Source organism: Citrobacter amalonaticus Y19 (assembly GCF_000981805.1).
GTDB lineage: Bacteria > Pseudomonadota > Gammaproteobacteria > Enterobacterales > Enterobacteriaceae > Citrobacter_A > Citrobacter_A amalonaticus_C.
The window spans coordinates 1,092,081-1,116,228 of record NZ_CP011132.1 but is presented as its reverse complement, the minus strand read 5'-3'; the positions used below and the strand labels follow the sequence as shown (position 1 = coordinate 1,116,228).

Genomic DNA, 24,148 nt, shown 5'->3' with positions numbered 1-24,148 from the left:
TCCAGCGAAAACTTATCGCGCCGCGAGACGGGCGAACGTGGCGGCTAACTCTGCCGGTTTACGCATTCCCTGATGCCATTCCAGCACCCGGCCCTGTGGGTCAATCAGGACTGAGGTTGGCGTACCGATAACCTGATACCTTTCCTGGGTTATCTTCATCTGGTCGCGAAGGACCGGATACGACACCTGATGCTTCGCCAGTAGCGCATCCAGGCTGACCGTTCCCGGATCGGTATTCACCGCCACCACTACCACGCTATCGCCCCATTTCTGGCTAAGCGTTTCCAGAGAATCCATCTCCGCCAGACAGCCGCCGCAGCCCGCTGACCAGAAGTTCAGGTAGACTGATTTCCCCTGCCAGCGATCCAGCCCGGATTCCTTGCCCTGTAAATCGAAGGCCGCCAGCGCCGGGGCCGTTTCGCCCACCGCCAGTTTTTCCTCTTTGCAGCCACTGAGCAACACCGCCAGTGAGAGAATGAAAACGTTAAGCCAGCGCATGTTGCATCGCCTCCTCTCCCTGATATTTCCCGTGTTGCAGACGTAAAATACGATCGGCAAACTGCCCAAGCGCCGGGTTATGCGTCACCATCACGATCGTGCGCCCCTGGCGATGTAAATCGGTAAGCAAATCCAACACCCGCTGTTCATTCTCTTCATCGAGGTTGCCCGTCGGTTCATCCGCAAAAATGACCGGCGGTTCATTCACCAGCGCCCTGGCAATACAGACACGCTGCTGTTCCCCACCGGAAAGCTGGCTTGGCAAATGGGTCACGCGATGCCCGAGTCCGACCTGTTCCAGCACGTTTCTGGCCGCCGCCTCGTCCACCACGCTATGGTAATGCTGCGCCAGCATGATATTTTCCAGCGCGGTTAAAAAGGGAATGAGGTGGAATTGCTGGAATACCAGACCAATCTTCTCGGCGCGAAAACGGCGCCGCCCCTCTTCGTCCAGCGCCGCGGCGTCCGTGCCGTCAAGGAACACCTGACCTTCCGTTGCGGTGTCCAGACAGGTGAGAATGTTCATTAGCGTCGTTTTCCCGGAACCGGAAGCGCCCATAATGGCAACGAACTCCCCTTGCATAATCCGCAGGTTAATATCATCCAGGGCGGTAACGTCGCCGAACCGTTTATAAAGATGACGTGTTTCAATCGCCACCTGTGGAATTTGCGTCACGGACATGGCGCTACTCTCCTTTCAGCACTTTAGCGGGTTCGACGCTGACCGCACGCCGAACCGGAACAATCGCCGCCAGAATGGCGACCAGTAAAGACAACGCCAGGGTGCCAGGCAGCACCGGCAGACGCAGCGAGATCGTCGCGTTGAATACCGTCAGCCCCAACAACTGCGCCAGCAAATACCCCAGCAGCCAGCCGCACACCACGGCAGCGAGGGCGATAATGCAGGTTTCCAGCAAGATTTGTCGCACGATATCGCCATTGCTGGCGCCCAGCGCTTTTTGCAGGGCGAACTCACGGGCGCGTTCGCCCACTATCGCCATCAGGGTGGTATTCACGCACAGGGAAGAGAGCGCCAGTATCACCAGCGATACCAGTCCCATCAGCCCTTTTATCTTGTCCAGCACCTGCCCTTCGGAGGCGGATACCTTACGCACTGGGCGAATTTCCAGCTCCGGATACTGGCTTTGCAGGCGACTGGCGTAGCGATCGACCTGGCCGACATCGTTACTCACGCTCAACAGGCCGTGGCTGATTTTTCCCGGCTGATGCAGCCAGGCCTGCGCCACGTCGAGACTGACGATCAGCATGTTGTCCGTGGCATCACCCGCTTCAACAATGCCTTTTATCTGTAGATTTTTGCGCTGGTTATGATCGACCAGCGTGACGTTATCGCCGGGCTGAACGTTGAGGCGCTCCGCAAGCTTAACGCCAATCATCGCGTTGCGATCGTCAAAGCTGACGCCAATCCAGCTGCCCTGCACCTGCCAGTACGGCACCAGTTTTTGCAGCGATTCGAACCAGACGCCAACAATCACCACTTTTTCCAGTTCGGTACGCGCCATGCCGTACAGCCACGGACTGGCGCCGTGAACCAACCCCGGCGGCGCCTCATCCAGAATCGTCTGTAGCGCCTGCTGCGGCATACTCGCGCCGTGCCCCGGCCCGATGTAGAAATTGGCGCCAAAGGTGCGCAGCTCTTCACTCATTTTGGTATTGATGTCGAACCATACCGCGCTCAGCGCCGTCACGATGGTCGCCCCCACCATCAGCGCGGCAAAAACCACGCTGACCCGCTGAAAGCGCAGACGCAGCGCCCGCCATACCAGCAACCAGAGCATTGTCTGTTTAGCGGCCATACAACACCTCCACGGGATACAGTCGCGCAATGCGCCGCGCCGGGAACCAGGTGCCGATCAGGGCAATCAGCACCGCAACGACAAGTACGCACGGCACCACAATCCAGGCGAAATCGAGCGGGGCGTCGAACAGCATCACGCCAATCGCTTTCGCCAGCCCCCATCCGGCTACGCATCCCAGCGCTCCACCCGCCAGTCCGCTGGAGGCGGCTTCGAGGTAAAACAGCAGCATGATCTGCCACTGGCGTGCGCCGAGTGCCTTCATCAGGCCAATCTCTTTCGCGCGTTCCATAATGGTGCTGGTCATCAGCGACGCGATCCCCATTGCCGACGCCGCCAGCGCGGCAATCGTCACCACCGCCATCAGCAACTGAATTTTATCGATAACCACCCCTTCAGACGCGGCAACCTGCCAGACCGGACGAACCTCTGCCCCGGAGATCGCCTCTTCCAGTTGGTGGGCAATAGAAGACACATAAGCGGTGCAGTACCAGAGGTCATATTCCTCCGCATTGAGTGCATCCAGATTTTCCCGTGCGCGGCGCGAAAGTTCATTCTCCGGTACCGTCAGCGCCGAAACGCGGATGGCCTGCACCTTGCCGGGCAACCCCAGCAGCGTCTGCGCGGTCGCGAGGGGCATCACCAGTTGGCTGTCTTCCTCGCCGCCGCTGGAGAGGATCCCGCTCACCGTCACGCTGACGGTCGTATCCGCATTGTTTAATACCAGCGTATCGCCCACTTTCCATCCGGTTTGTCGCGCCAGCGCATGCCCCACCAGCGTTTGCGGCGTACGGTTCTCGCCTTCCTGCGGCCAGTCGCCGGTCACCTGCCAGAACGGACTGACCGTTTTCTGCCCGGTTTCGTACCCCTCTTCATCCGGAATATCGACCGGTTGACTGAAGAAGGTTCCCAGAATGCGCACCGCGTTACCGCTAACGGTGACCTCACCACCCAGCATTGGCGCAAAACCAACAATGTTATTGCGCCAGAAAATATCTTTGATATTCGGCAATTCGGCTTCATCAAGGAAATCCTGCCCCGAGAGCGGATTGCTGCTTTCGCTGAACAGTGCCGGTAATGCCGCCTGTCCGGCAGGCTCAATCAGGATGTTCGCGCCATAGGATTTGAGTTCCCTGGACATTTTGTCGCCGATGTCGATAGACACCGCCAGCAGCGCCGAGATAAGGCTGGCCGCCAGAAACACGGTGATAATCGCCAGCCCTTTGCGTCGCAGGTTGCGTCCCCAGGATTGTCGTAACATTCGCCACAGCATCGTTACTCCTCCCTCAGTTCAGCAGGGACAAACTGTTCCGGCGTCTTGCGAAAGCGGTCATAGTTCGCTTCGGATGAGAAGAACCAGGTTTTACCGCCGTAGCTGTATTTGAAGTCCGCCGCCGTATTGGTCAGCGTTGAGCCGTCAACCGGATCGGTCACCTGAATGGTCATCACCGTCGAGAAATAGTTCACGCCAGCGGCCAGTTCTTTACCGGGGATCACCAGCTCTTTTTCATCGTTGCGCCAGTTTTCAATCGGCACCGGGTTGCAGCCTCCGGGTTTGCCAATGGAAGGGATAAAGATGTGTACCCCGCAGGCAACGCAAATCACCTGATTGCCTTCCATCACATAGCCCTGGTCGCCGCACAGCAGACAGGCGTCGAACACCACGCCAAAGCGCAGTTTGTCGGGATAACGGTTGATGATGAAAAAGCGGACGGCTTTACCATCGTCAGCCACCCAGACAAAGCGATGCAGCTTACCGTCACGGAGCTGTTCAACCGGCAGATGGACACTGCCATCGCTGTTGAGCGTCACCGGGATCGCTTGCGAAAGCTGCGGCGGCTGAGACGCGACGTTGTCCCACCACCACTGCCCGGCAATCACCACGGCGGCACAGCCGAGGGTAACCAGCCAAAGCCGTAACGCATTACGCCGCTGCGCCAGCGCCAGGCGATGGGCAATCGGCTCTTCTGTTGCACGCGTTCGCCGGTGGGCGTTCAGTAGCGACGGCAGCCAGCACAGCGCCAGAAGCAACAGTAATCCCGCCGCCATCCAGTTATAGGCCGGGGCGTTATTGGTGACTTTCGCCACAAAGCTCAGCAGCGATTTTGCCAGCGGCAGTACCTGCAGTTTCATCAGCAGCAACAGCAGATTGCCGCTTAACGGCAGCCACAGCATCACTAACAGAATCAGGGTGAACGGCCAGAACAACACGCGGATACGGCGCAGCAGCATGGCGCAAAGCACGCCCGCCAGGCTGAGGATCGCGAAGGCGAGGACCACTGCCGTCAGATTCAGCAGCAGTTCAGTATTCAGGACATGTGTGCTGGTTAAGCCACCGAGATTCGGGTCGAGCGCCCAGTGACGCGCCGCGCCAAAAACCAGGATGCCCTGCCAGAGATAGCGCACGCGGTTGCCCACCCACCAGAAGCTGAGCACAAACAGCAGCGTGACCATCACTTCCGTTCCCACCAGTAACAGCTGTACCGGTTGTGAACCGCGGAGCGTCAGTCCTGTCAGCACACCGGTCACCAGACCAATGAGCAACGTCCAGCCTAACGGGCGCAGTGAGGGAGGATCGTTTCGACTCCAGAGAACACCGGAGAGCAGCGCGATGCAGAAAAAGACCTGTAGCGTGGTGACGAAAAAGTAACTCATGACATCGACTCAGAACAGCGGATTGACTCAGCCGGGATGAGCATTCATCCCGGCGCATCGGTTTTCTTAGTTCAGACCGACGTATTTAAATTCGTAGCTCACATCAAACGGTTTCCACCAGCGACCGACGCCGGTGTCACTGTCGGTGTGACGGTGCATACCCGCTTTTGACGGCGGCTCAATGTGGTAAGTCACTTTGTAGTTGCCCACGCCCATCATCTTGACGTTCGCGCCGTAGTGAGGGCCATCGCTGGCGACCATCGGCATAAACGTCCCTTCCTGTTTTTCACCGGTATCGCTGTTGACCAGGGTATAGCTGATCGTCAGATACGGGATCCACTCACCTGCGCCAAAGCCGTTTTTACTGCCTTCGACCGCGTGAATATCCGCTTCAAGGTGAATATCGGCTTTCGCTGCCGGTAAGCCCATGCCACGCGGCTCCATGTCGATCGGCTGCAGGTAAACGGCGGCCAGTTCCATTTCATTCATCACGACAGGCTCGCCCGCCGGGTACTCTTTAAAGGCGAACGCTGCCGGTGCGGTGAAAATTCCGGCCATCACTGCGCTGGCAATCAGGGTTTTCTTCATGGTCATCAGACATATCCTCTCGTCTAAAATCACAACTACAGAGTGTTTTTTATTGTTTCCCCGGGAACGGCGCTTTTTCGCCGCATTACCCACAGCGCGACCAGCGCAGCGAGCAGTAATACCGCCTGCGGCAACAGCGTTTCCACATAGGGATAAATCCCCAGCCAGCTAATTTCCGGGAAGCCGTTAATCAACGTTGGCTGGAACAGTTTGCCTTCCACCAGTTCCAGGACGCCCTTGCCCGCAAACACGAAGGCCATCAGGTACATGAAACTGCCGGTAAACATAAAGAAGGGTTTCAGCGGCAGACGCACTACCGAGTAACGCATAATCAGCCACGCCGCCAGTAGCACAACGCAGCCAATGACAAAGCCCGCGCCGATTGCCATGTGTCCGGCGACATCGTTGGCATCGCCGATCAGGGCGTAGTAGAACAGAACCGTTTCGGCACCTTCGCGATAGACCGCGAGGAAACTGGTCAGCCACAATCCCACCAGCGACCCTTTCGACAGCGAGTGCGACAGTTTGCCTTCAAGCCACGCCTTCCAGTGTCGGGCTTCCACTTTCGACAGCAGCCAGTAGCTCATGAAGAAGAGCATCACGACCGCAATCAGCATTGTGATGCCTTCCAGCAGTTCCCGACTGGCACCTGAGTTGGTAAACAGCAACTGGAAAATCACGGCGGTTATCACGCTGACAACCAGTGCGACGATCACCGACTGACGAATCAGCGGCAGCTTATCCTGATGGTTGTTTTTCACCATGTAGGCGACAATTGCCGCCACGATCAGCAGGGCTTCCAGCCCTTCACGGACGATGATCATCAGGCTATAGAGCAGCAGGCTCCACTGTGTCTCCTCCCCTTCACCGAGCATCGTCACCGCTTTTTGCAGATCCTGCCCGAGCGCGCTGGCTTCCGACTGAAGTCTTTCCACCGGTTGACCGGCCTTCATCAGACTGACCAGACGGGTGAAATAGGCCTCCAGCGTGGTTTTAAACGCCGAATCACGGGAGCCGATTTTGTTTTCCATGCCGCTGGCTTCGAAGCGGTCGAAATAGCTGTCCTGAACATCCAGAATGGCATTCTGCGCCTCGCCGCGTTGATACCGTGCAATGGCGTCCTGGATGCTCTGATTGATGCCATCCGCCACTTCACTCCAGTTTGTGCGGGAGTTCTCCGCCTCCACCGCCGGACCGTTGTCCGCAGTTTGCGGGGCGGCAATCTGTTGATCGTCGCGGGTTGTCGGCAGGCCCGGCAGAATATCCTCGATATCCTGTAACAACGTGGTGACCTGATAAGAGACGTCGTTGAGGCGATCCGGCTGGGCGGCAAGAGCAATCAGCGCGGAAAACTGTTGGTTGATGGCGGCGGCATCTTTGGCCGAGCGATTCTGCCTGACCGACATTTCCATCTCAGAGTTTTTAAATCCCTGATAGTGCGCCTGCTGAACGTGTTGACTGGCCGTGGCGTAGTTCCCGGACTGGTAATCGTTCACCGCCTGGGCCAGCAGATCGTCGATAATGCGAAAGCTCTCCTGCCAGTGAACGGCGATATCCGTTCGGGTGAGCGCACTGTGCTGCTCTTCCGCCACCAGTCGGTGTCCGCCGTCCAGCACCGGTTCAACCTCACGTAGCGAAGCTTTCAGCCAGTCGATCTTCGACTGCACTTCAGCAAGCGGTTTTTTCTCGCCAATCATCCGGCGGATTTCACCGAAGGCGCTCTCCATCTCGTAACTTTTGCTGGCGGAAATGTTGATGCGGATTGGGCCTTCGAGGTTTTCGAACACCTCGAAGTAGGCCATTTGCACCGTGCGTCGCGCGTCATCGGTTTGCTGCTGTGAATAAAGTTCTGCCGTTTTATCAAGGCGTTGCTCAATATCCTCAATAAACGGCGCATAGTTTGTCGCGGCCCATACGCCAACGCTTATGAACAGACTGAAGAGAGTCACCAGCAATGAGAGGCAAAACTTACGCACGATACGCACCAAATAACACAAATGATAATTATTATCATTATCGATTTTTACTGGTGTTGTACATGACCTGGATCATAAAAATGTCAACGGGTGACAAGTTATGTAAATTTATTTCATTGATATGTGATGGAGGAAGGGTTCTGACGGCGGGTAATACACCGCCCCATCGTCAGGAATTGAATCCCTGCGTTACGTAAATCCGCAAGAAATTAATAATGCTGCGCCAGCCAACTTAAATAAAATTACCTACAGGCGCACATCACTTAGCGATTCAACATCTCTGGATCCTGTTTTAACCGCTGTAAAAATGGGCCATAGCCCTGCTCACTGATCCAGTAGTTAATACTTTTCTCAACGCCCGTTGACGTCAGCGTCGCACCGGAAATACCATCAACGGTATATTCATCATTCTTGCCTGATTTCTCCTGCACTATTTTCAGCGCCGGTGTTCCATTGTCATCCGCCACTTTTTTCCCCGGCCATTGTTGACGCCAGTTTTCATCTTTCACTCTGGCCCCCAGAAATGGCGTCTCTCGCTGCTGATAATAATACAGATTGTTCACCGTACGACCATCCAGCCCTAAAGAGAGAAACGCGTGCATCATCGATTTCGCCCCTTTACCCGCAACAGGAATGATAACCTGCTGAATCTTATTATACTTATCTTTTACGAGGTAAACTTCTGCCCGCGTACAACGCTGGCGAATCTGTGCAGGGTCATGCTCCGGCGCGAGTTTTTTACATCCCTGGGCGGCCGTTTTGTCCGTCACCCATTCGCCGGAATCCAGATTCACCGTCCGCACGATAATCGAACGCTGGTACAGGTTCTCTCTCGATTTTTTATCCTGCGAATCCGCTTTAAGTAAGCCCGCCGCCTGTAAAACAGCCGCATTTTTTTCCTCTGCCGTCGGTTCCGTCATTTCCCCTTGAAACAACACAAACCAGGCAATCGCAATCAGAAAAATAAGGACACAAAGCACCATCATCGATGCAACAATAACTTTACCCTTTCGCATTTCTTTATAATCCCTGTAAGCATTAACATCGTTATATCGCCACAAGATATGCCATCACTTATACCGATTTGCAATGATAAAAACAGAGAGAATATAAAGTCACGACGGTTTAATTTTCGCCTTAAATATCTGAAGCGCGTGTTTTTACTGCTATTTTATGGCAAAAAAACCGGGTTTCCCCGGTTCGTTATTCAACTGATTTTCGCCCACCATAGCCGCAGGAGCATCCCCCAGTAGCTGGTCCAGCCACTGGTGGTTGAAACGACCTGCCCTTTCGACACCACGACCAGCGTGGGAGTAACGCTAATATCCCAACGGCGGGAAAGTGCACCACTGGCATCGTTGACCACGGGAAAGGAGAGTTCTTTGCGCGCCAGCCAGCGCCTGAGCGTCTGCTCATCTCCTGAACGCAGCGCGATGGTCAGCACGTTTTTCCCTTGTGCCTGCAAGCGGGCAACGTCCGGTGTGGTATAGCGGCAGACGCCGCACCAGGTGGCCCAGAAATAGATGAGTAGCGGCTCTTCCTCGCTCAATGCCGCCAGCGTCACCCGATCTCCCTCCAGCGTATAAAGCGGCATGCTGTCGAAAGCAGTCGGCGCCTGCGGCGCACGCCAGGCGTCCATCAGCAGCATCCCTCCCGCCAGCAGGATCAGAAAAATCAGACCTTCACGCAGCCAGCGTCGCAACTTACTGACCATTCTCTACCACCCGTTTTTCTTTGACGACGTTGAACGCGCTGCTCTGGGAATTCATGGCCTTTCTCCTTTCGCTTCAGTCAGTGTTTCTAACAGACCGTCGCGCGTTAATAACGTCGGCAGCGCCTGACCTTTCGGTAAGCCGGGGCCATAAATTTGGTTATACGGTACGGCAACCTGACCGCGGGATGTCAGAAACGCCGTGATGTCATCGGACGGTAGCGTCCAGTCGCCACGCAGGGCTACCACATCCGGCTGCTGTAGCGCCGCCTGCACCGCTTCGGTGTTCAGGACGTTGTATTTATTGACCTTGCAGGTAAGGCACCAGTCGGCGGTCACGTCAATGAACACGCGCTTATGCTGCGCGAGCGCATCGGTAATCGCCTGCTCGCTGAGCGGTTGCCAGTGGACGCTCTCCTTCGCCGCGCTCTGGGAGGTAAAACCCAGATGCGGCAGGAGCAGCGTTGCCAACCAGAGAGCCGAACCAAGCATCATCAGGCCGAGCAGGCGTCGCAGCCCGTTCATCCAGCGTCCCGGCCTCGGCAGCCGGAGCGCCAGACCCGGACGCAGCGCGACCAGCAACCACGGCAGGCTCATCCCGACGCCGAGCGCGAAGAAAAGCCCCCAGAGCACGGGCAGCGATGCCGTCAACGCCACCGCCACTGCCGTGCCGAGAAACGGCGCGCTACACGGTGTTGCCAGCAGCGTGGCAAATGCGCCCTGCCAGAAATGCCCCGCCAGGCCGTTGCCGCCGTAAGTTGCCAGTCGGGTGGTCATTGATGACGGCAGCCGAAACTCAAACAGCCCGAACAGACTGGCGCTGAAAACCAGCATCACCAGCGCCATCGCGCCGATAAACCACGGATTCTGGAACTGGATCCCCCAGCCCAGCGCCTGATTGCTCAGTCGTAGTATGGTCATCAGCAACGCCAGCGCCATGAAGGAGAGCAGAATACCGCCCACCGAGGCGAGGAACTGGCGTCGTATCTGCTGGCGGTTTTTCTCCTCGACGAGCAGTATTGACCCCAGTTTCATCCCCAGCACCGGCAATACGCAGGGCATCAGATTGAGGATCATTCCGCCCGCCAGCGCCATAAGAACCACCTGCCAGAGCGGTAGTCCGGCATGATCGACCTCCGGCGCCTCGCCAACGGTAAGTCGGCTTTCTTGTGCCACGCCGTCATCTGCCAGCACCAGCGTGAGCGATTTACCGCGCAGATTCGGCGCCCCCTCCCCCCAGCTATCGCGAACCGGTACCGTCGCACGAAGTTTGTCGCCGTCGACCCGAATATGCGGTCTGGCGAAATCCGCATCCTCTACGCTATCAAGGAATAATGCTGGCGAGATCCAGCCACCGTGGCGCTGCGCCTCGATAACCAACTCGCCGTCGCGCGCACTGGCGCTCAGCATTTGCGTCAGACCTTGCGCCAGGGGCACGCGCCCCATCGCCTGAGCATAGTCATGCGCAAACCCGGCGTCCTGCGAAGACGCCGTGAGCGAGAACGGATAGTCGGTTAACAGACACACGTTGCTACAGGTGGAGAGCGTTAGCACGCCAGCAAGGTGGTCGGGAGCAGCACCCCGGACGGCCAGCACAAACGTGACCTGCTGGTGATAGCCCTGAGTGGTGATACCGGCGACATCAAAACGGGCCGGCGTCGGCCAGAACCAGTCCACGGCCGGCATCTTTCCTTTCCAGGCGATGGCAGGCGCAACGCCGCCTTCCCCCGGCGAGCGCCAGTACGTTTTCCAGCCGTTTTCCAGTTTAACGTCGATCAGCAGACGGGTTTCCCCCTGCGCTGACCGATCGGCACGCAATCGCACGCTGGCGTGGTCGTTCTCCGGGGAGCGCAGCCAGCCGCTCTCTACTGCCCATGACGCAGGCAACCAGAGTAATAACAGGCAGATCAGTCCCTGCCTGGAGGCATAAATCATAATTTTTCTCCATGAATGATTAGCAAACGGTATAAAACAGCCGCTCTGTCATTCGCGGAAAACGCAGAATCGGAGATGCACCCGGAGTCCGGGAGGGGAAATGACGCGCTGCGGGAAGAACGGTACGCGAACCGTCCTGAACGGAGTTAACAAGGCGAGGAGTAAACAGAGTGCGAGAATCGCCCCCTCAAAAACGACCGGCGGCGCAGTCAACAGCGATTTCGCACTGAGCTCGCAGGGCGTCGCGGATGATGACTCATCCGTCGCGGGCGTCGGCGATGACGTCGCCATGATAGTGGTTGTCTGCATCTGCAACGCGTGCAGGCCCACCATGCGCTGCGCGGTACAGACTATCACCACGACACATGCCAGGCAGAGAAACCACCATCCCATCCGTTGACGTTTCGCCATTACACCCTCATTCATTGACGCGAGTTATCTTAGCGGCTGACGGGTTTTACGCAACCTCTGGGCTGTAAAGTTATGTTGTCTCGCGGGTTGGCATTCGCCCGCGACAGGATTACCCTACACTTACTGGTGACACCTTTTCAGGGCTCCCTTCAGCCTGTATTGATTAACCCGAGAGAACGCTATGGAATTAAAGGATTATTACGCCATCATGGGCGTGAAGCCGACGGACGATCTCAAGACTATCAAGACCGCTTACCGCCGACTGGCCCGCAAATATCATCCCGATGTCAGCAAAGAATCCGATGCCGAAGCCCGCTTTAAAGAGGTTGCCGAAGCCTGGGAAGTGCTGAGCGATGAACAGCGACGCGCCGAATACGATCAGCTCTGGCAACACCGCAATGACCCACAGTTCAGCCGTCAGTTCCAACAGGGCGAAGGCCAGAGCTACAACGCCGAAGACTTCGACGACATCTTCTCCTCTATTTTTGGTCAGCACGCGCGTCAGTCGCGCCAGCGTCATGCCAGCCGGGGACATGATATTGAAATTGAAGTGGCGGTTTTTCTTGAAGAAACGCTCACTGAACACAGCCGAACCATCAGCTATAACCTGCCGGTCTACAATGCGTTTGGCATGATTGAGCGAGAAATCCCGAAAACCCTGAACGTGAAGATCCCGGCGGGCGTCGGCAACGGTCAACGCATTCGCCTGAAAGGCCAGGGGACGCCGGGTGAAAACGGCGGACCGAACGGCGATTTGTGGCTGGTTATCCACATCGCGCCGCATCCCCTGTTTGATATCGTTAATCAGGATCTGGAAATTGTCGTCCCGCTCGCCCCGTGGGAAGCCGCGCTGGGCGCGAAAATTGCCGTCCCTACGCTGAAAGAGAGCATTCTGGTCACCATCCCCCCGGGTAGCCAGGCCGGACAACGTTTACGTATCAAAGGGAAAGGTCTGGTCAGCAAAAAACAGACCGGTGATTTGTATGTCGTGTTGAAGATAGTGATGCCGCCGAAACCGGATGAACGCGCCACTGCGCTGTGGCAGCAACTGGCAGAGGCACAGTCAGGATTTGATCCGCGCAAAGATTGGGGGAAAGCATAATGGCTAACGTCACCATCACCTTTACGGTTACCGAATTTTGCCTGCATACCGGCGTGACGGAAGACGATCTGCATGAGATCGTGGGTCTGGGCGTCATCGAACCCTATGCCGAAACCGCGGACAACTGGCAGTTTGACGATCATGCGGCCACCGTGGTGCAACGCGCCCTGCGACTACGTGAAGAACTGGCGCTCGACTGGCCGGGGATCGCCGTAGCGCTCACGCTACTGGAAGATAACACCCGTTTACGCCAGGAAAACCGCCTGCTGCGACAACGGCTCGCGCGATTCATACCTCATCCATAAATTCAGGGCAGCTTACGCTGCCCATTTATCAGGCGATGATATAAATCAACGCTGGCTCAAAGGGATAGCCGTACGATAGTGGTATTAGAAATGCCACTTTATGGACGTCAGAAGGCAATGAGCGAAAAAAGCAGAACGCGCTGGCAACGCCGCCCAGGAACAACGGGCGGCAAATTGCCGTGGAATGACTGGCGTAATGCCTCCACCTGGCGCAAAGTCACGCAGTGGCTGCTGCTGGCAATCAATATTTACATTGGCGTGACGTTTTACTACTGGGTGCGTTATTACGAAACCGGTGGGTCCAGTCTGTACGTTCCCCGACCTGGCGGCATTGAGGGCTGGCTACCCATTGCGGGCCTGATGAACCTGCGCTACACGCTGGAGACCGGCATTCTCCCCCCTGTTCACGCCGCCGCCATGCTCCTGCTGGTCGCGTTTATGCTGGTCAGTCTGCTGCTCAAGAAATCATTCTGCTCGTGGCTGTGCCCGATTGGTACGCTGTCTGAACTCATCGCCGATGTGGGTAAGACCTTATTTGGTCGCAACTTTACGCTGCCTCGCTGGCTGGATATCCCTCTGCGTGGTCTGAAATATCTGCTGCTGGCTTTTTTTCTCTTCATTTCGTTGTCGATGCCGGCCCAGGGCATTCAATCTTTTCTGATGTCGGCCTACGGCATTATTATCGATGTGAAGATGCTCGATTTCTTTCGCAACATCGGTACGCTAACGCTGCTGAGCGTCGCCTTACTGGTGGTGATAAGCCTGTTCATTCGCAACGCGTGGTGTCGCTATCTGTGTCCTTATGGCGCCCTGCTCGGACTGCTTTCCCTGCTCTCACCGTTCAAAATCCGCCGCAATGCGCAAAGTTGCATCGACTGCGGAAAATGTGCCAAAAACTGCCCGTCGCGGATCCCGGTGGATAAGCTTATTCAGGTGCGAACGGTGGAATGTACCGGCTGTATGACCTGCGTGGAATCCTGCCCGGTCGCCTCGACGCTGACATTTTCTCTGCACACGCCCACAGGAAAGACAGAAACGCGCCGGGGAACGCTGTCAGGAATGGCGATGACGCTGCTGGTACTCGGCATTATGTTTGCCATCATTGCGTTCGCGATGCTGATGGGCGTCTGGGACAGTCCGGTGCCGGAGCAGCTTTACTTCCGTCTGATTCCTGAAGCCAGGATGATAGGACATTAACAGGAACCGGATGGGGCATCCGCCGCCATCCGGTTGTTAACGATCACTCCGGTGTCTTGTCCTCGTTGATGCCATCCTCAATAAAATCTTTATCGAGTTCTTCGGCATTTCCCTCGTGTTCCCGACCGGACAGAATGTTCCAGCAGGCAATAAACAGCGCGGCAACGAGCGGACCAATGACGAAACCATTGATGCCATAAATCTCCATTCCGCCCACCGTGGTGATCAGAATCAGGTAGTCTGGCATTTTGGTATCTTTGCCGACCAGAATGGGGCGCAGAATGTTATCCACCAGTCCCACCACCACCACGAAAAAGCCAACGATGAAAAAGCCCTGCCACAGTTGCTGCGTTGAAAAGAGATAGATGGCCGCGGGCACCCAGATAATCGCGGAACCCACAGCGGGGATCAGCGACAGGAACGCCATCAATGCCCCCCACAGGATGCTGCCATCAATACCGACAATGTAAAACGCAATCCCGCCTAACGTCCCCTGCACGATCGCCACCACAACAGTGCCTTTCACCGTCGCCCGGGAAACCGCAGCAAACTTCGCAAACAGATGCTGCTTAACAAAATTCGACAACGGCAGCGAATCGAGGATTTGCCGAACCAGATGCGGTCCATCTTTGAGCAGGAAAAAAAGCAAGTAGAGCATGATGCCGAAACTGATTGCGAAACCAAAGGTACCTTTACCAATCAGGAAGGCGCTCCCGGCCAGATATTGCCCGCCCTTTAACGCCACATCAGACAGTTTCTGCTGAATGTTGACGGCGCTGTCGAGGTTGTGATCGGCAAGAAACGAACGCGCCCACTCCGGCATGTGCGCAAACAAGCTTGCCACCACTTCCGGGAACTGAGCGTCGCTATGCTGCAACTTGTTGTAAACCACATTCAGTTCAACGGCGAGCGAGGAGAGGATCAGCATTAACGGGATGAACACGATCAGGCAGATGATACCCAGCGTCAACAGAGACGCGACTCCGTTACGCTCCCCCAATGCCGACCGGAGTTTATTTTTCACCGGGTAGAAGATAACCGTCAGAATCGCGGCCCACAGGATGGCGGAAAAGTACGGCGACAGCACGTCGAAGAAAGCCCATGTCACCATGGCGAGAAGAAAAAGGAAAAAACCTTTATTCAGTCCATTAAAACGCATTAGAGGATCCTGTAAGCAAAGAAACTCAGTGGACTATAGGACTGATTGCGGATTTTACAAAGCCGACAGAAAGAAAACCGTCTACCGATGCTTCACATTCAAAGTGTGACAGTGCTCATTGTTTCACCAAAAGGAATTGCATTTAGCGCAGAAACAGATCAATCATAATCATATACACGAACACAGTCCGCATATACGAACAAAATGGAGAAATGATGAGCGCATTCGATTTCAGCAATCCGGTAAAGTTTTATTTTGGCGCGGGGAAGTTCAATCAGTTAGGTGAGATAGCCTCGAAGCACGGGCGTAACGTGTTGCTGGTGGTGTCTGACAGCACCAAACACACAGGTCAACTCGAACGTGCGCAGCAGGCGCTTTCTGACGCCGGTATTGCCTGTGCCATTTACGATCGCTTTATGCAGAATCCGCTTTCGACACTGGTTGAAGAAGGCGCGGCGCTGGCCCGAGACGAACGCTGCGATCTGGTCATCGGCATCGGTGGCGGTAGCGCAATGGACATGGCCAAAGGCATCGCCTTCTGCGCCTGTAATGAAGGCAGTATCTGGGATTATGTGTTTGGCAAAAAACAGGCGCAGCACGCGTTGCCGGTGATATTAATCCCCACTACTGCCGGTACCGGCAGTGAAGCGAACCGTACCGCTGTATTCACCAATCCGCAAACGCATGACAAAAAGGGACTGGTCAATCCACTTATTTACCCTGTTGCCGCCATCATCGATCCCGAACTGATGCTCACCCTGCCTAAACGCGTTATCGCCGGACCGGGCGCAGACGTACTCTTCCATGCTCTGGAATCCTATATCTCGCGCAACGCAAATCCATTCAGCGAGATGCTTTCCTTACAGGCCATTCGTCTGCTGGCAAAAAACCTGCCACGGGTTTACGAGGACGTAAGCTGTCTTGATGCCTGGGAAAAGGTGACACTGGCCAGCACACTCGCGGGAATGGCGATCGACTGTGCGGGAACAACATTACCGCATGCACTGCAACATCCGATGGGCGGGTTGCTGGATGTGGTGCACGCAGAAGGGATTGCCGCGGTCTACCCTGTCTTTCTTGAATACACCTGGTCCGCCTCTCCAGAGAAGTTTGCCGCCATCGCGCAGGCCATGGGCGTTAATACGCAGGGAATGACCACCGAACAGGCGGCACAAAGCAGTGTCGCCGCCGTCACCGACTTCCTCAAAGGCATCGATATGCTCCCGACGCTAACTGAACTTGGCGTAAAGGAAGCGCATTTCGACTGGATCATTAATAACGTGCTGACCACGATGAACGTGGTTTTAAACAATAACCCACGCGTGCCTGATGCGAACATGCTTCGCGACCTTTTAACCCGCAGCCTTTAAACGATAAAGGAATAGCCATGTTTATTATTATTGACTCTGGCTCGTCAGCAACACGATTGTATCTTATGGATTCAGGCGACCTTCGTGTCATAGACAGATCTGTTATCCAGGTCGGTGTCAATTCCACCATTGACAAAGGCAGCAATGAATTTCTGAAAACGGAGATGGCTTGCGCAATAACAGAATTGCTTAACCGGCACTCACTGTCGACGGAGGAAATTGAATTTATTATTGCCTCAGGAATGATTACCTCTAATCTGGGGCTTTATGAAATACCGCACCGGGAAGCGCCAGCAGATATTGAGCAACTGGCTAAACATGCCGTACGTTTCGCCGGTAATGCCCTGCTACCACTGAATATCCCGGTGATACTGATTCCGGGGATAAAAAATAAAACGACGGCCCGCTGGGACGACCTGAGTGGTATCGACCTCATGCGCGGCGAAGAAACGCAGGCTGCGGGCGTATTGTTAGCCTGGCAACCCACTTTGCCCTGTACGCTGATTGAGCTGGGCTCAACCACCAAACTCATCTCCATCAACGAAAAAGGAGAAATTGCTGGCAGCATTACCTCACTCAGCGGTCAAATTTATGCCGCTATTCTGAAACAGACATTCGTTGCGTCCAGCGTAGAAAATGCCGAAGACGCTGTTTTCGATGAAACGGTCATTGATGCGGCGTACCGTTCCATTTCGCAAAGCGGTTTTCTGCGTACCGTATTAATGACGCGCTTCTTACAATTTTCCTTACCGACCACGGCGGCGCAGAGAAAATTATTTCTTGAAAGTGCGATGGCCTGCGACGATTTAAAACTGCTGTCAGATGCCCAACACCAGGGATTTAATCTGAACGGTGACGTCTATCTTATTGGGAATGCGTCACGCTGCACCTTATACCACTATATCTTTTCACATTATGCAGAACGAAATGCGCGCTTCCACATTATTTCCGATGCGGAAAGTATCGACATGCTGGCAATAACCGGAGCGAGCGCCATCGCCCGCGCGATACAAAATAACCCGCAGTAAGGTGAAAACAACATGACCATTATTACCATCGATACCGGAACAACGAATACCCGCGTCTGCGCCTGGCAGGACGGAACATTACTCGCCGAAGCGGCGCGCGCCGCTGGCGTCCGGGACACCGCCATTACCGGCAGCACGGCCACGTTGATGCAAGGAGTCAGCGACGCCATACAGGACGTGAAGCAGAAAGCGGGCATCCCGTGCGACGCAAAGGTGATTTACCTTTCTGCCGGGATGATTACTTCCAACGTGGGCTTATTTGAGATCCCCCATCTCATCGCCCCCGCCGGATTAAAAGAACTGGCCGAAGGGATGACGTCCGCGCATCTGCCAGACATTACCGATGAACCCATTTGGTTTGTACCTGGCATACGTAATCATAAAGACGCCGTCTCACTGGATAACGTCGAGCAGATGGACATGATGCGCGGCGAAGAAACGGAAGCGATTGGCGTACTCAGTAGCCTTGATATCCGTGGGCCCGCGCTGATCATCTTACCGGGTTCGCATTCCAAATTTGTCAAAATTGATGCCCAAAACCGCATTGAAGGCTGTGTAACCACTATGGGTGGCGAGCTTCTGGAAGTCATTACCCGGCATACGATCCTGGCCAGCTCTTTACAACATCAATTCGCGACCAGCATCGACACGCCCTCGTTATTACAAGGGGCCAGCCAGTGTCTGCAAACCGGCCTTTCCCGCACCTGTTTCTCGGTTCGCGTGCTGGACATGTTTGCGTCCTTAACGCTGAACCAGAAAGCCAACGTACTGCTTGGTGCCGTATTGCAAGATGATCTTCAGGCCGTCAAAAACAGTCGGGCATTTGATTGTCCGTCGGATACACACATCGTGGTATGCGGTAAAGAGGTTCTAAAATTCGCGTTCGCCACCTTAATCGATCATGACCCGTGGTTTAGCGGAAAAATAACCGTCGCGCCGGAAAATAAATCCTTGTCCGCAGAAGGGTTACTGGCACTGGCGAAACGGAAAAACATTATTTAACTCCTTTGTACCCTACAAAAATAAAGGTTTAATTTATGAACACGACCGTAAAAGAAAGTGCCGTAGTGAAAAAAAGAGGCGGTAAAAGATGGTTTGTTGTTTTCCTCTTATTAATCGGCGGGATTATTAACTATCTGGATCGCGCGAGTTTATCCATTGCAGCGCCCGATATGATGAAGGAATTGAATCTGTCCAATACCGATATTGGCCTTCTGGGTTCGGTATTCGCGCTGATTTACGCATTGTGCCAACTCCCTGCGGGTTTTCTGGTTGACCGCTTTGGTCCTAAGAAAGTCTATGGTTGGGCTGTCGCGTTATGGAGCGGCGCCACCATGCTGACAGGGGCATGCAGCAGTATGATGACCCTGATTTTCGCACGCGGAATTTTGGGGATTACTGAAGCACCCTGCTGGCCTGGCGCCGCCAAAATTACGGCCTCCTGGTTCCCTAAAAAAGAGCGCGCGCTGGCAACAGGCTTTTGGGATGCTGCCTCAAAATGGGGTCCGGCTATTGCGCCGCCGATTCTGGTGGCCATTATCGTGCCTTTGGGCTGGCGTTCTTTATTTTATATTGCCGGTGCGATTGGTCTGGTCTTCGTTGTCTTCTTTATTTTTGCTTACCACCAGCCAGAAAAACACCCCAGTATCACCAAAGAAGAACTGGATTATATCAAGGAAGGCGGCGGTGGCACCGCAGAAAAGCTGACCAGTGAGTCAGAGAAAATTAGCTGGGGTGGATTATTCAAATACCGTTGCATCTGGGGAATGATATTAGGCTGGTTTTGCTATGTATGGATGATGAATATCTTCACGACATTCCTGCCGCTCTATTTAATGAAAACGCAGAACATTCAGCTTAAAGAGTTAGGGATCTATGCCAGTATTCCTTATTTCGGCGGTATTGTCGGCGCCATTATGGGTGGATACATCTCCAAATGGTTAATCGATAAAAATATCTTTACCGACTCACTGAAAGCAAAACGTGCCACCATCAGTATCTCTGCGTTACTCGCGGGTATTGCGGTCATTGCCGTACCGATGGTGGATGGTTTGTTTGCCACATTAACATTGCTGGTGATTGCCATGGCGCTGCTTTCCGCACTCTCAGCGACCGGTTGGGCTTTGCCGGGCGACGTCGCTCCGTCATCCATGGTGGCGTCTGTCGGCAGTATCCAGAACTTCGGCGGCTATTTTGCCGGATCGCTCTCCCCTCTGGCCACCGGCTTGATTGCTGATATCACCGGATCTTACACCCTGGCTTTCGTCAGTGGCGGCATCATCGCGGCCTGTGCCGCACTTTGTTACTGGTTCATCGTAAAAGAGCCGGTAAAAGTAGAAGAATAATACCGTCAGGGGGACATCTCCCTGACTTTTAACAGAGGTTATCAATGATTAAACATCGCGTTATTCACGCTATAGAACAGACCGGACTGATTGCAATCGTGCGCGGTATCGAGCCTGAATCTGTTTTGCCTTTGGCTGAAGCGTTATATGCCGGTGGCGTTGAGGTGATAGAGGTGACGTGCAATTCCACACGTTATCTGGAAAGTATCACCGCGCTAAAAACGGAAATGGGAGACAAGATGAAGGTGGGTGCGGGTACCGTCATCAATCCCGTCATGGCACAACTGGTTATCGATGCCGGTGCTGATTTCGTGTTGTCGCCCGATTTCAATCCCGACGTCGTCTCTATGGTGCATGAGAAGCAGCGACTGATGATCCCGGCGGTGATGACGCCATCGGAAATCCTCCAGGCCTGTCGCCTGGGCGTCGATTTGTTGAAGCTTTTTCCGGCAAACAGCCTGGGCATCGATTATCTGAAAGAGATCCAGGGGCCGCTGGATAATCTCGCGCTGATCCCGGTGGGCGGCATCACGCTTGAAAATACGGCAAGCTTTGCGCAAGCAGGCGCGTTTGCTGTCGGCGTCGGGAGCGCGCTGACAAACAAACAGTGGGTAAAAGACGGCGAATGGGAAAAAATCACCCATCAGGCAGAGGCATTTATCCGGGCTTTTCGCGATAACAAGCAGCGATAAATGACACAGGCATATCGCCCTGCACGTTTTTCCTTCATTGTGTTCATGAAGTCCGCCTGGCTATACTGCGGCTCATTAAAACTACAGTGAGGGAAGAACGTGTCTGAGAAGATTAACCGCTCTGTCGCGCGGGCACTGGAAATCATGGAGCTGGTTGCGCAGAGCAAAGAAGATCTCACCATTTCAGAGATCAGCAAATTTCTGGCCATCCCGAAAAGTACGACGTTTGATATTTTGTATACCCTTCTGGAAAAAGGATATCTGGAGCAGACCAGCGAAAAGCAAAAAACGTTCAGGCTGGGCATGAAGCTGTTCCAGACTGGCGCTCACTATCTCGACAGAACGCCTTTTCGCGATGTCGCCCACGCGACGCTGGAGAATCTGGTTGAAAGCGCAGGCGAAACGGCCTTCCTTGCGATTCTCAATAAAGATGAACTGGTGTACCTGGACAAGGTTGAAAGCCCCAATTCCGTCAGAACCTCGGCACGTATTGGTTCCAGTAATCCGCTTTACTGCACCGGCCTGGGTAAAGCCATTCTCGCCACCCTGCCCGATGATGAAGTGCGCGCGATACTAAAAAGAACCGGCGGCCTGCGTCCCGTTACCCCCTATACCATCACCGATGAAGCACAGTTTATGTCGATACTCGCCCAGGCCAGACAGCAGGGTTATGCGGTCGATGACAGGGAACATAACAGCGAAGTCTTTTGTCTCGCCGCGCCAGTGTACAACCTCCACGGACACGTTAGCGCGGCCATCAGCGTGGCCAGTTTATTTTCCAAAGTGAAAGACGATCGGCAAAAAATTGAGGTGCTGGGTAAAATGATCGCCGCCGCCGCGCTGGAACTTTCACACCGAATTGGCTATCGAGGCAAGTCACTCTATATGAGTGAATAAATGAGTGAATAACGTCACCGTCAGTTCGCCTGACAGAAACCCCTCAGGCGGACAAACTGGATATTCCTGTCGTCAGAATAATAGCCGTTCTTTGTGCGTAATGGGCGACCGCCGCGTTGATCAATAACACACTGCAATCACGAATACGCATTCACAAAACAAATATCTCAAATCAATTCATCATTATTATTTTTATGTTGAAGATAAATTATACGACTGCAATTTAATTTATTCTGGACACATAAAGCAATCTTGAACGCGCATCCAAAAAAGTGATATTTCACTTTGCCGAAATAATAAAGTCAATGATAATGCGCCCATTCGTCTCCTCAAAATGGCGGGATATTCTCTATGCTACATTTATTTGCTGGTCTGGATTTATATACCAGCTTGATGCTTTTACTTGCGCTGGTCTTTGTTCTGTTTTACGAAGCGATTAACGGATTTCACGACACCGCCAACGCGGTTGCGACCGTCATCTATACCCGTGCCATGCAACCCCAACTGGCGGTGATAATGGCTGCGGTCTTCAACTTTTTTGGCGTCTTGTTGGGCGGACTCAGCGTCGCCTATGCCATTGTGCATATGCTCCCCACGGATTTACTGCTCAACATGGGCTCGTCGCATGGCCTCGCGATGATTTTTTCTATGTTACTGGCGGCGATTATCTGGAACCTGGGGACCTGGTATTTCGGTTTACCCGCCTCCAGTTCCCATACCCTGATCGGCGCGATTATTGGTATCGGGTTAACCAACGCGCTAATGACGGGAGCCTCGGTAGTGGACGCACTAAACATCCCGGCGGTGGTCAATATCTTTGCATCGTTGATCGTTTCTCCCGTTGTCGGAATGGTGATTGCAGGCGCCCTTATCTTCCTGCTGCGCCGCTACTGGAGCGGAACCAAAAAACGCGATCGCATCCATCGTCTCCCTGAAGAACGGAAAAAAAAGGGCGGGAAAAAGAAGCCGCCGTTCTGGACGCGTATTTCGCTCATCGTCTCCGCGGCTGGCGTGGCCTTCTCTCACGGGGCGAACGATGGTCAGAAAGGGATCGGCCTGGTGATGCTGGTTCTGGTGGGGATAGCACCCGCCGGATTCGTGGTGAACATGAGCGCATCCGGTTACGAAATCAGCCGCACCCGCGACGCCGTCAGCAATCTTGAAGTTTACTTCCTGCAACATCCCGATGGGTTAAAACAGGTTGCCGACAACGCTCAACCGCTTGCCACACCGGCGGCAGAGACCGCACCGACCACGGAATTTCATTGCCACCCGGCGAACACGATGGATGCCATTGCTCGCGTCAAAACACTGCTGCCTGCCAACCTGGGAAGTTACGACACATTAAGCGTGCCACAGCGCAGTCAGCTTCGACGCATCATGCTGTGCATCTCCGATACGGCGGATAAAGTGGTGAAACTGCCGGATATCAACCGTAGCGATGTGCAACTGCTGAAGAAACTGAAGACTGATATGCTGAGCACGATTGAGTATGCGCCAGTCTGGATAATCATGGCGGTCGCGCTGGCGCTGGGCACAGGAACCATGATTGGCTGGCGTCGCGTAGCAACCACGATTGGCGAAAAAATTGGTAAGAAAGGCATGACCTATGCTCAGGGGATGTCCGCGCAGATCACAGCGGCAATCTCAATTGGTCTTGCCAGCTATATCGGGATGCCGGTTTCTACTACGCATGTCCTCTCTTCTGCCGTAGCGGGAACGATGATTGTCGACGGTGGAGGATTACAGCGAAAAACCGTCACCAGCATCGCGATGGCATGGGTATTTACGCTGCCTGCGGCGATTCTGCTGTCGGGATGTCTGTACTGGGTTTCCCTGCAACTTCTTTGAGCCAACTGACGGCACAGTTGAAGCGAGATACGTGTGAAAATGCCCAGTTAGCCAGACTGGGCATAAATGCTTATTGAGGGGTTAAACCAGGTAAGGCCTGATGGCTGGCACGCTGATGGTAGCCACGGGCTGTCATAAACTCTGCTATCGCTTTTTCCGCATCTTGCAGCACAGCATCCAGCGGTTGATTAGCATCAATATCGACCAGCGGTGCGCCGCCAAAAGTGAGTTGCGGCGTTATCGCTATTTTTTTTGCCAGCGCTTCTCTGCGGTGATCGGGTTTACGCGCACAGGCAACATCAAGATCAACATTCAGTTTTATCACTAAATCCGGCTTATGACTGGCCATCCAACGAAACGCCGAGCGTTCTTGTTCGGCAAGCCAGGAAACGAAGCGGCTTCCGCCCGCATTGGCAGGAAACACCGTGCCATCATAAGCGCCGGGGATCTGTATCTGGGGGTATCGATCGGTTAATACAATTAACCCACGACGTCGACACGCCAGCATATGACGAAAACGCAATAACCGGCGCGCAACGAAAGACATAATCACTAATGCAGGTATGGGACCCGGTAATTTTTTGGCCGTTTTAACTTTATTACGCTCAATA

The 24,148-nt window shown here is 54.3% G+C and carries 23 protein-coding genes; 10 read left to right on the top strand and 13 right to left on the bottom strand.

Going from position 1 to position 24,148, the window contains the following annotated elements; genetic code table 11:
- Positions 1-12: 12 nt before the first annotated feature.
- From F384_RS05030 to F384_RS28500, 11 genes are all read right to left on the bottom strand, one after another.
- Entirely contained in the window at positions 13-498 is a 486-nt protein-coding gene (locus F384_RS05030; RefSeq protein WP_046478903.1) for a TlpA family protein disulfide reductase, read from the bottom strand.
- Positions 485-1,180 carry an ABC transporter ATP-binding protein gene (locus F384_RS05025; RefSeq protein ID WP_046478901.1) on the bottom strand — a complete coding sequence of 232 codons (696 nt, stop codon included), beginning with the start codon at positions 1,178-1,180 and terminating at the stop codon, positions 485-487. The genes F384_RS05030 and F384_RS05025 overlap by 14 nt, the downstream gene beginning before the upstream one ends.
- Before the next feature lie 4 nt (positions 1,181-1,184).
- Positions 1,185-2,315: an ABC transporter permease gene (locus F384_RS05020; protein WP_046478900.1), complete on the bottom strand. Its 1,131-nt coding sequence runs from the start codon at positions 2,313-2,315 to the stop codon at positions 1,185-1,187.
- Entirely contained in the window at positions 2,305-3,588 is a 1,284-nt protein-coding gene (locus F384_RS05015; protein ID WP_046478898.1) for an ABC transporter permease, read from the bottom strand. Before F384_RS05015 ends, F384_RS05020 begins: the two co-directional genes overlap by 11 nt.
- Positions 3,589-3,590: 2 nt before the next feature.
- Positions 3,591-4,970: a Fe-S-containing protein gene (locus F384_RS05010; RefSeq protein WP_046478896.1), complete on the bottom strand. Its 1,380-nt coding sequence runs from the start codon at positions 4,968-4,970 to the stop codon at positions 3,591-3,593.
- 66 nt (positions 4,971-5,036) lie between these two features.
- The gene (locus F384_RS05005) at positions 5,037-5,564 is read right to left on the bottom strand and encodes an iron transporter (protein WP_042319779.1); all 528 of its coding nucleotides are present in this window, start codon (positions 5,562-5,564) and stop codon (positions 5,037-5,039) included.
- 29 nt (positions 5,565-5,593) lie between these two features.
- Positions 5,594-7,534, bottom strand: a complete 1,941-nt coding sequence (locus F384_RS05000; protein ID WP_046497758.1) for an FTR1 family iron permease — start codon at positions 7,532-7,534, stop codon at positions 5,594-5,596.
- A gap of 263 nt (positions 7,535-7,797) precedes the next feature.
- Positions 7,798-8,550: an NADH:ubiquinone reductase (Na(+)-transporting) subunit C gene (gene nqrC / locus F384_RS04995; protein ID WP_046478893.1), complete on the bottom strand. Its 753-nt coding sequence runs from the start codon at positions 8,548-8,550 to the stop codon at positions 7,798-7,800.
- Between the two features lie 191 nt (positions 8,551-8,741).
- A complete protein-coding gene (locus F384_RS04990) occupies positions 8,742-9,248 on the bottom strand; it encodes a protein disulfide oxidoreductase (RefSeq protein WP_046478892.1) in 507 nt (168 codons plus the stop codon).
- A gap of 51 nt (positions 9,249-9,299) precedes the next feature.
- Positions 9,300-11,180 carry a protein-disulfide reductase DsbD domain-containing protein gene (locus tag F384_RS04985; RefSeq protein WP_046478890.1) on the bottom strand — a complete coding sequence of 627 codons (1,881 nt, stop codon included), beginning with the start codon at positions 11,178-11,180 and terminating at the stop codon, positions 9,300-9,302.
- Between the two features lie 48 nt (positions 11,181-11,228).
- Positions 11,229-11,591, bottom strand: a complete 363-nt coding sequence (locus F384_RS28500) for a hypothetical protein (RefSeq protein WP_052746881.1) — start codon at positions 11,589-11,591, stop codon at positions 11,229-11,231.
- A 181-nt stretch (positions 11,592-11,772) separates the two neighbouring features.
- Between F384_RS28500 and cbpA the strand changes: the two genes are divergently transcribed.
- From cbpA to F384_RS04965, 3 genes are all read left to right on the top strand, one after another.
- Complete coding sequence (gene cbpA, locus F384_RS04975) at positions 11,773-12,693, top strand: curved DNA-binding protein (RefSeq protein WP_046478888.1); 921 nt, start codon at positions 11,773-11,775, stop codon at positions 12,691-12,693.
- The gene (gene cbpM, locus F384_RS04970; protein WP_046478887.1) at positions 12,693-12,998 is read left to right on the top strand and encodes a chaperone modulator CbpM; all 306 of its coding nucleotides are present in this window, start codon (positions 12,693-12,695) and stop codon (positions 12,996-12,998) included. Before cbpA ends, cbpM begins: the two co-directional genes overlap by 1 nt.
- Before the next feature lie 117 nt (positions 12,999-13,115).
- Entirely contained in the window at positions 13,116-14,195 is a 1,080-nt protein-coding gene (locus F384_RS04965) for a 4Fe-4S binding protein (protein ID WP_046478886.1), read from the top strand.
- A gap of 43 nt (positions 14,196-14,238) precedes the next feature.
- Here F384_RS04965 and F384_RS04960 read toward each other — a convergent pair whose 3' ends face one another.
- Positions 14,239-15,354, bottom strand: a complete 1,116-nt coding sequence (locus F384_RS04960; protein ID WP_046478884.1) for an AI-2E family transporter — start codon at positions 15,352-15,354, stop codon at positions 14,239-14,241.
- Between the two features lie 212 nt (positions 15,355-15,566).
- Here F384_RS04960 and F384_RS04955 point away from each other — a divergent pair, with 212 nt between their 5' ends.
- The 7 genes from F384_RS04955 (at position 15,567) to pitA (ending at position 23,537) form a co-directional block, all read left to right on the top strand.
- The gene (locus F384_RS04955) at positions 15,567-16,724 is read left to right on the top strand and encodes an iron-containing alcohol dehydrogenase (protein WP_080949876.1); all 1,158 of its coding nucleotides are present in this window, start codon (positions 15,567-15,569) and stop codon (positions 16,722-16,724) included.
- 17 nt (positions 16,725-16,741) lie between these two features.
- Positions 16,742-17,752: a 2-dehydro-3-deoxygalactonokinase gene (locus F384_RS04950; RefSeq protein ID WP_046478881.1), complete on the top strand. Its 1,011-nt coding sequence runs from the start codon at positions 16,742-16,744 to the stop codon at positions 17,750-17,752.
- Between the two features lie 12 nt (positions 17,753-17,764).
- Complete coding sequence (locus F384_RS04945; RefSeq protein WP_046478880.1) at positions 17,765-18,754, top strand: 2-dehydro-3-deoxygalactonokinase; 990 nt, start codon at positions 17,765-17,767, stop codon at positions 18,752-18,754.
- A 35-nt stretch (positions 18,755-18,789) separates the two neighbouring features.
- Positions 18,790-20,097, top strand: coding sequence for an MFS transporter (locus F384_RS04940; protein ID WP_046478879.1), 1,308 nt, complete (start codon positions 18,790-18,792; stop codon positions 20,095-20,097).
- 44 nt (positions 20,098-20,141) lie between these two features.
- On the top strand, positions 20,142-20,789 hold the full coding sequence (locus F384_RS04935; protein WP_046478877.1) for a bifunctional 4-hydroxy-2-oxoglutarate aldolase/2-dehydro-3-deoxy-phosphogluconate aldolase: 648 nt from the start codon (positions 20,142-20,144) through the stop codon (positions 20,787-20,789).
- A 99-nt stretch (positions 20,790-20,888) separates the two neighbouring features.
- The gene (locus F384_RS04930) at positions 20,889-21,686 is read left to right on the top strand and encodes an IclR family transcriptional regulator (protein ID WP_046478876.1); all 798 of its coding nucleotides are present in this window, start codon (positions 20,889-20,891) and stop codon (positions 21,684-21,686) included.
- A gap of 351 nt (positions 21,687-22,037) precedes the next feature.
- Complete coding sequence (pitA, locus tag F384_RS04925; protein WP_046478874.1) at positions 22,038-23,537, top strand: inorganic phosphate transporter PitA; 1,500 nt, start codon at positions 22,038-22,040, stop codon at positions 23,535-23,537.
- 70 nt (positions 23,538-23,607) lie between these two features.
- Here pitA and F384_RS04920 read toward each other — a convergent pair whose 3' ends face one another.
- Entirely contained in the window at positions 23,608-24,147 is a 540-nt protein-coding gene (locus tag F384_RS04920; protein WP_080949875.1) for an ATP-binding protein, read from the bottom strand.
- Position 24,148: the final 1 nt, after the last annotated feature.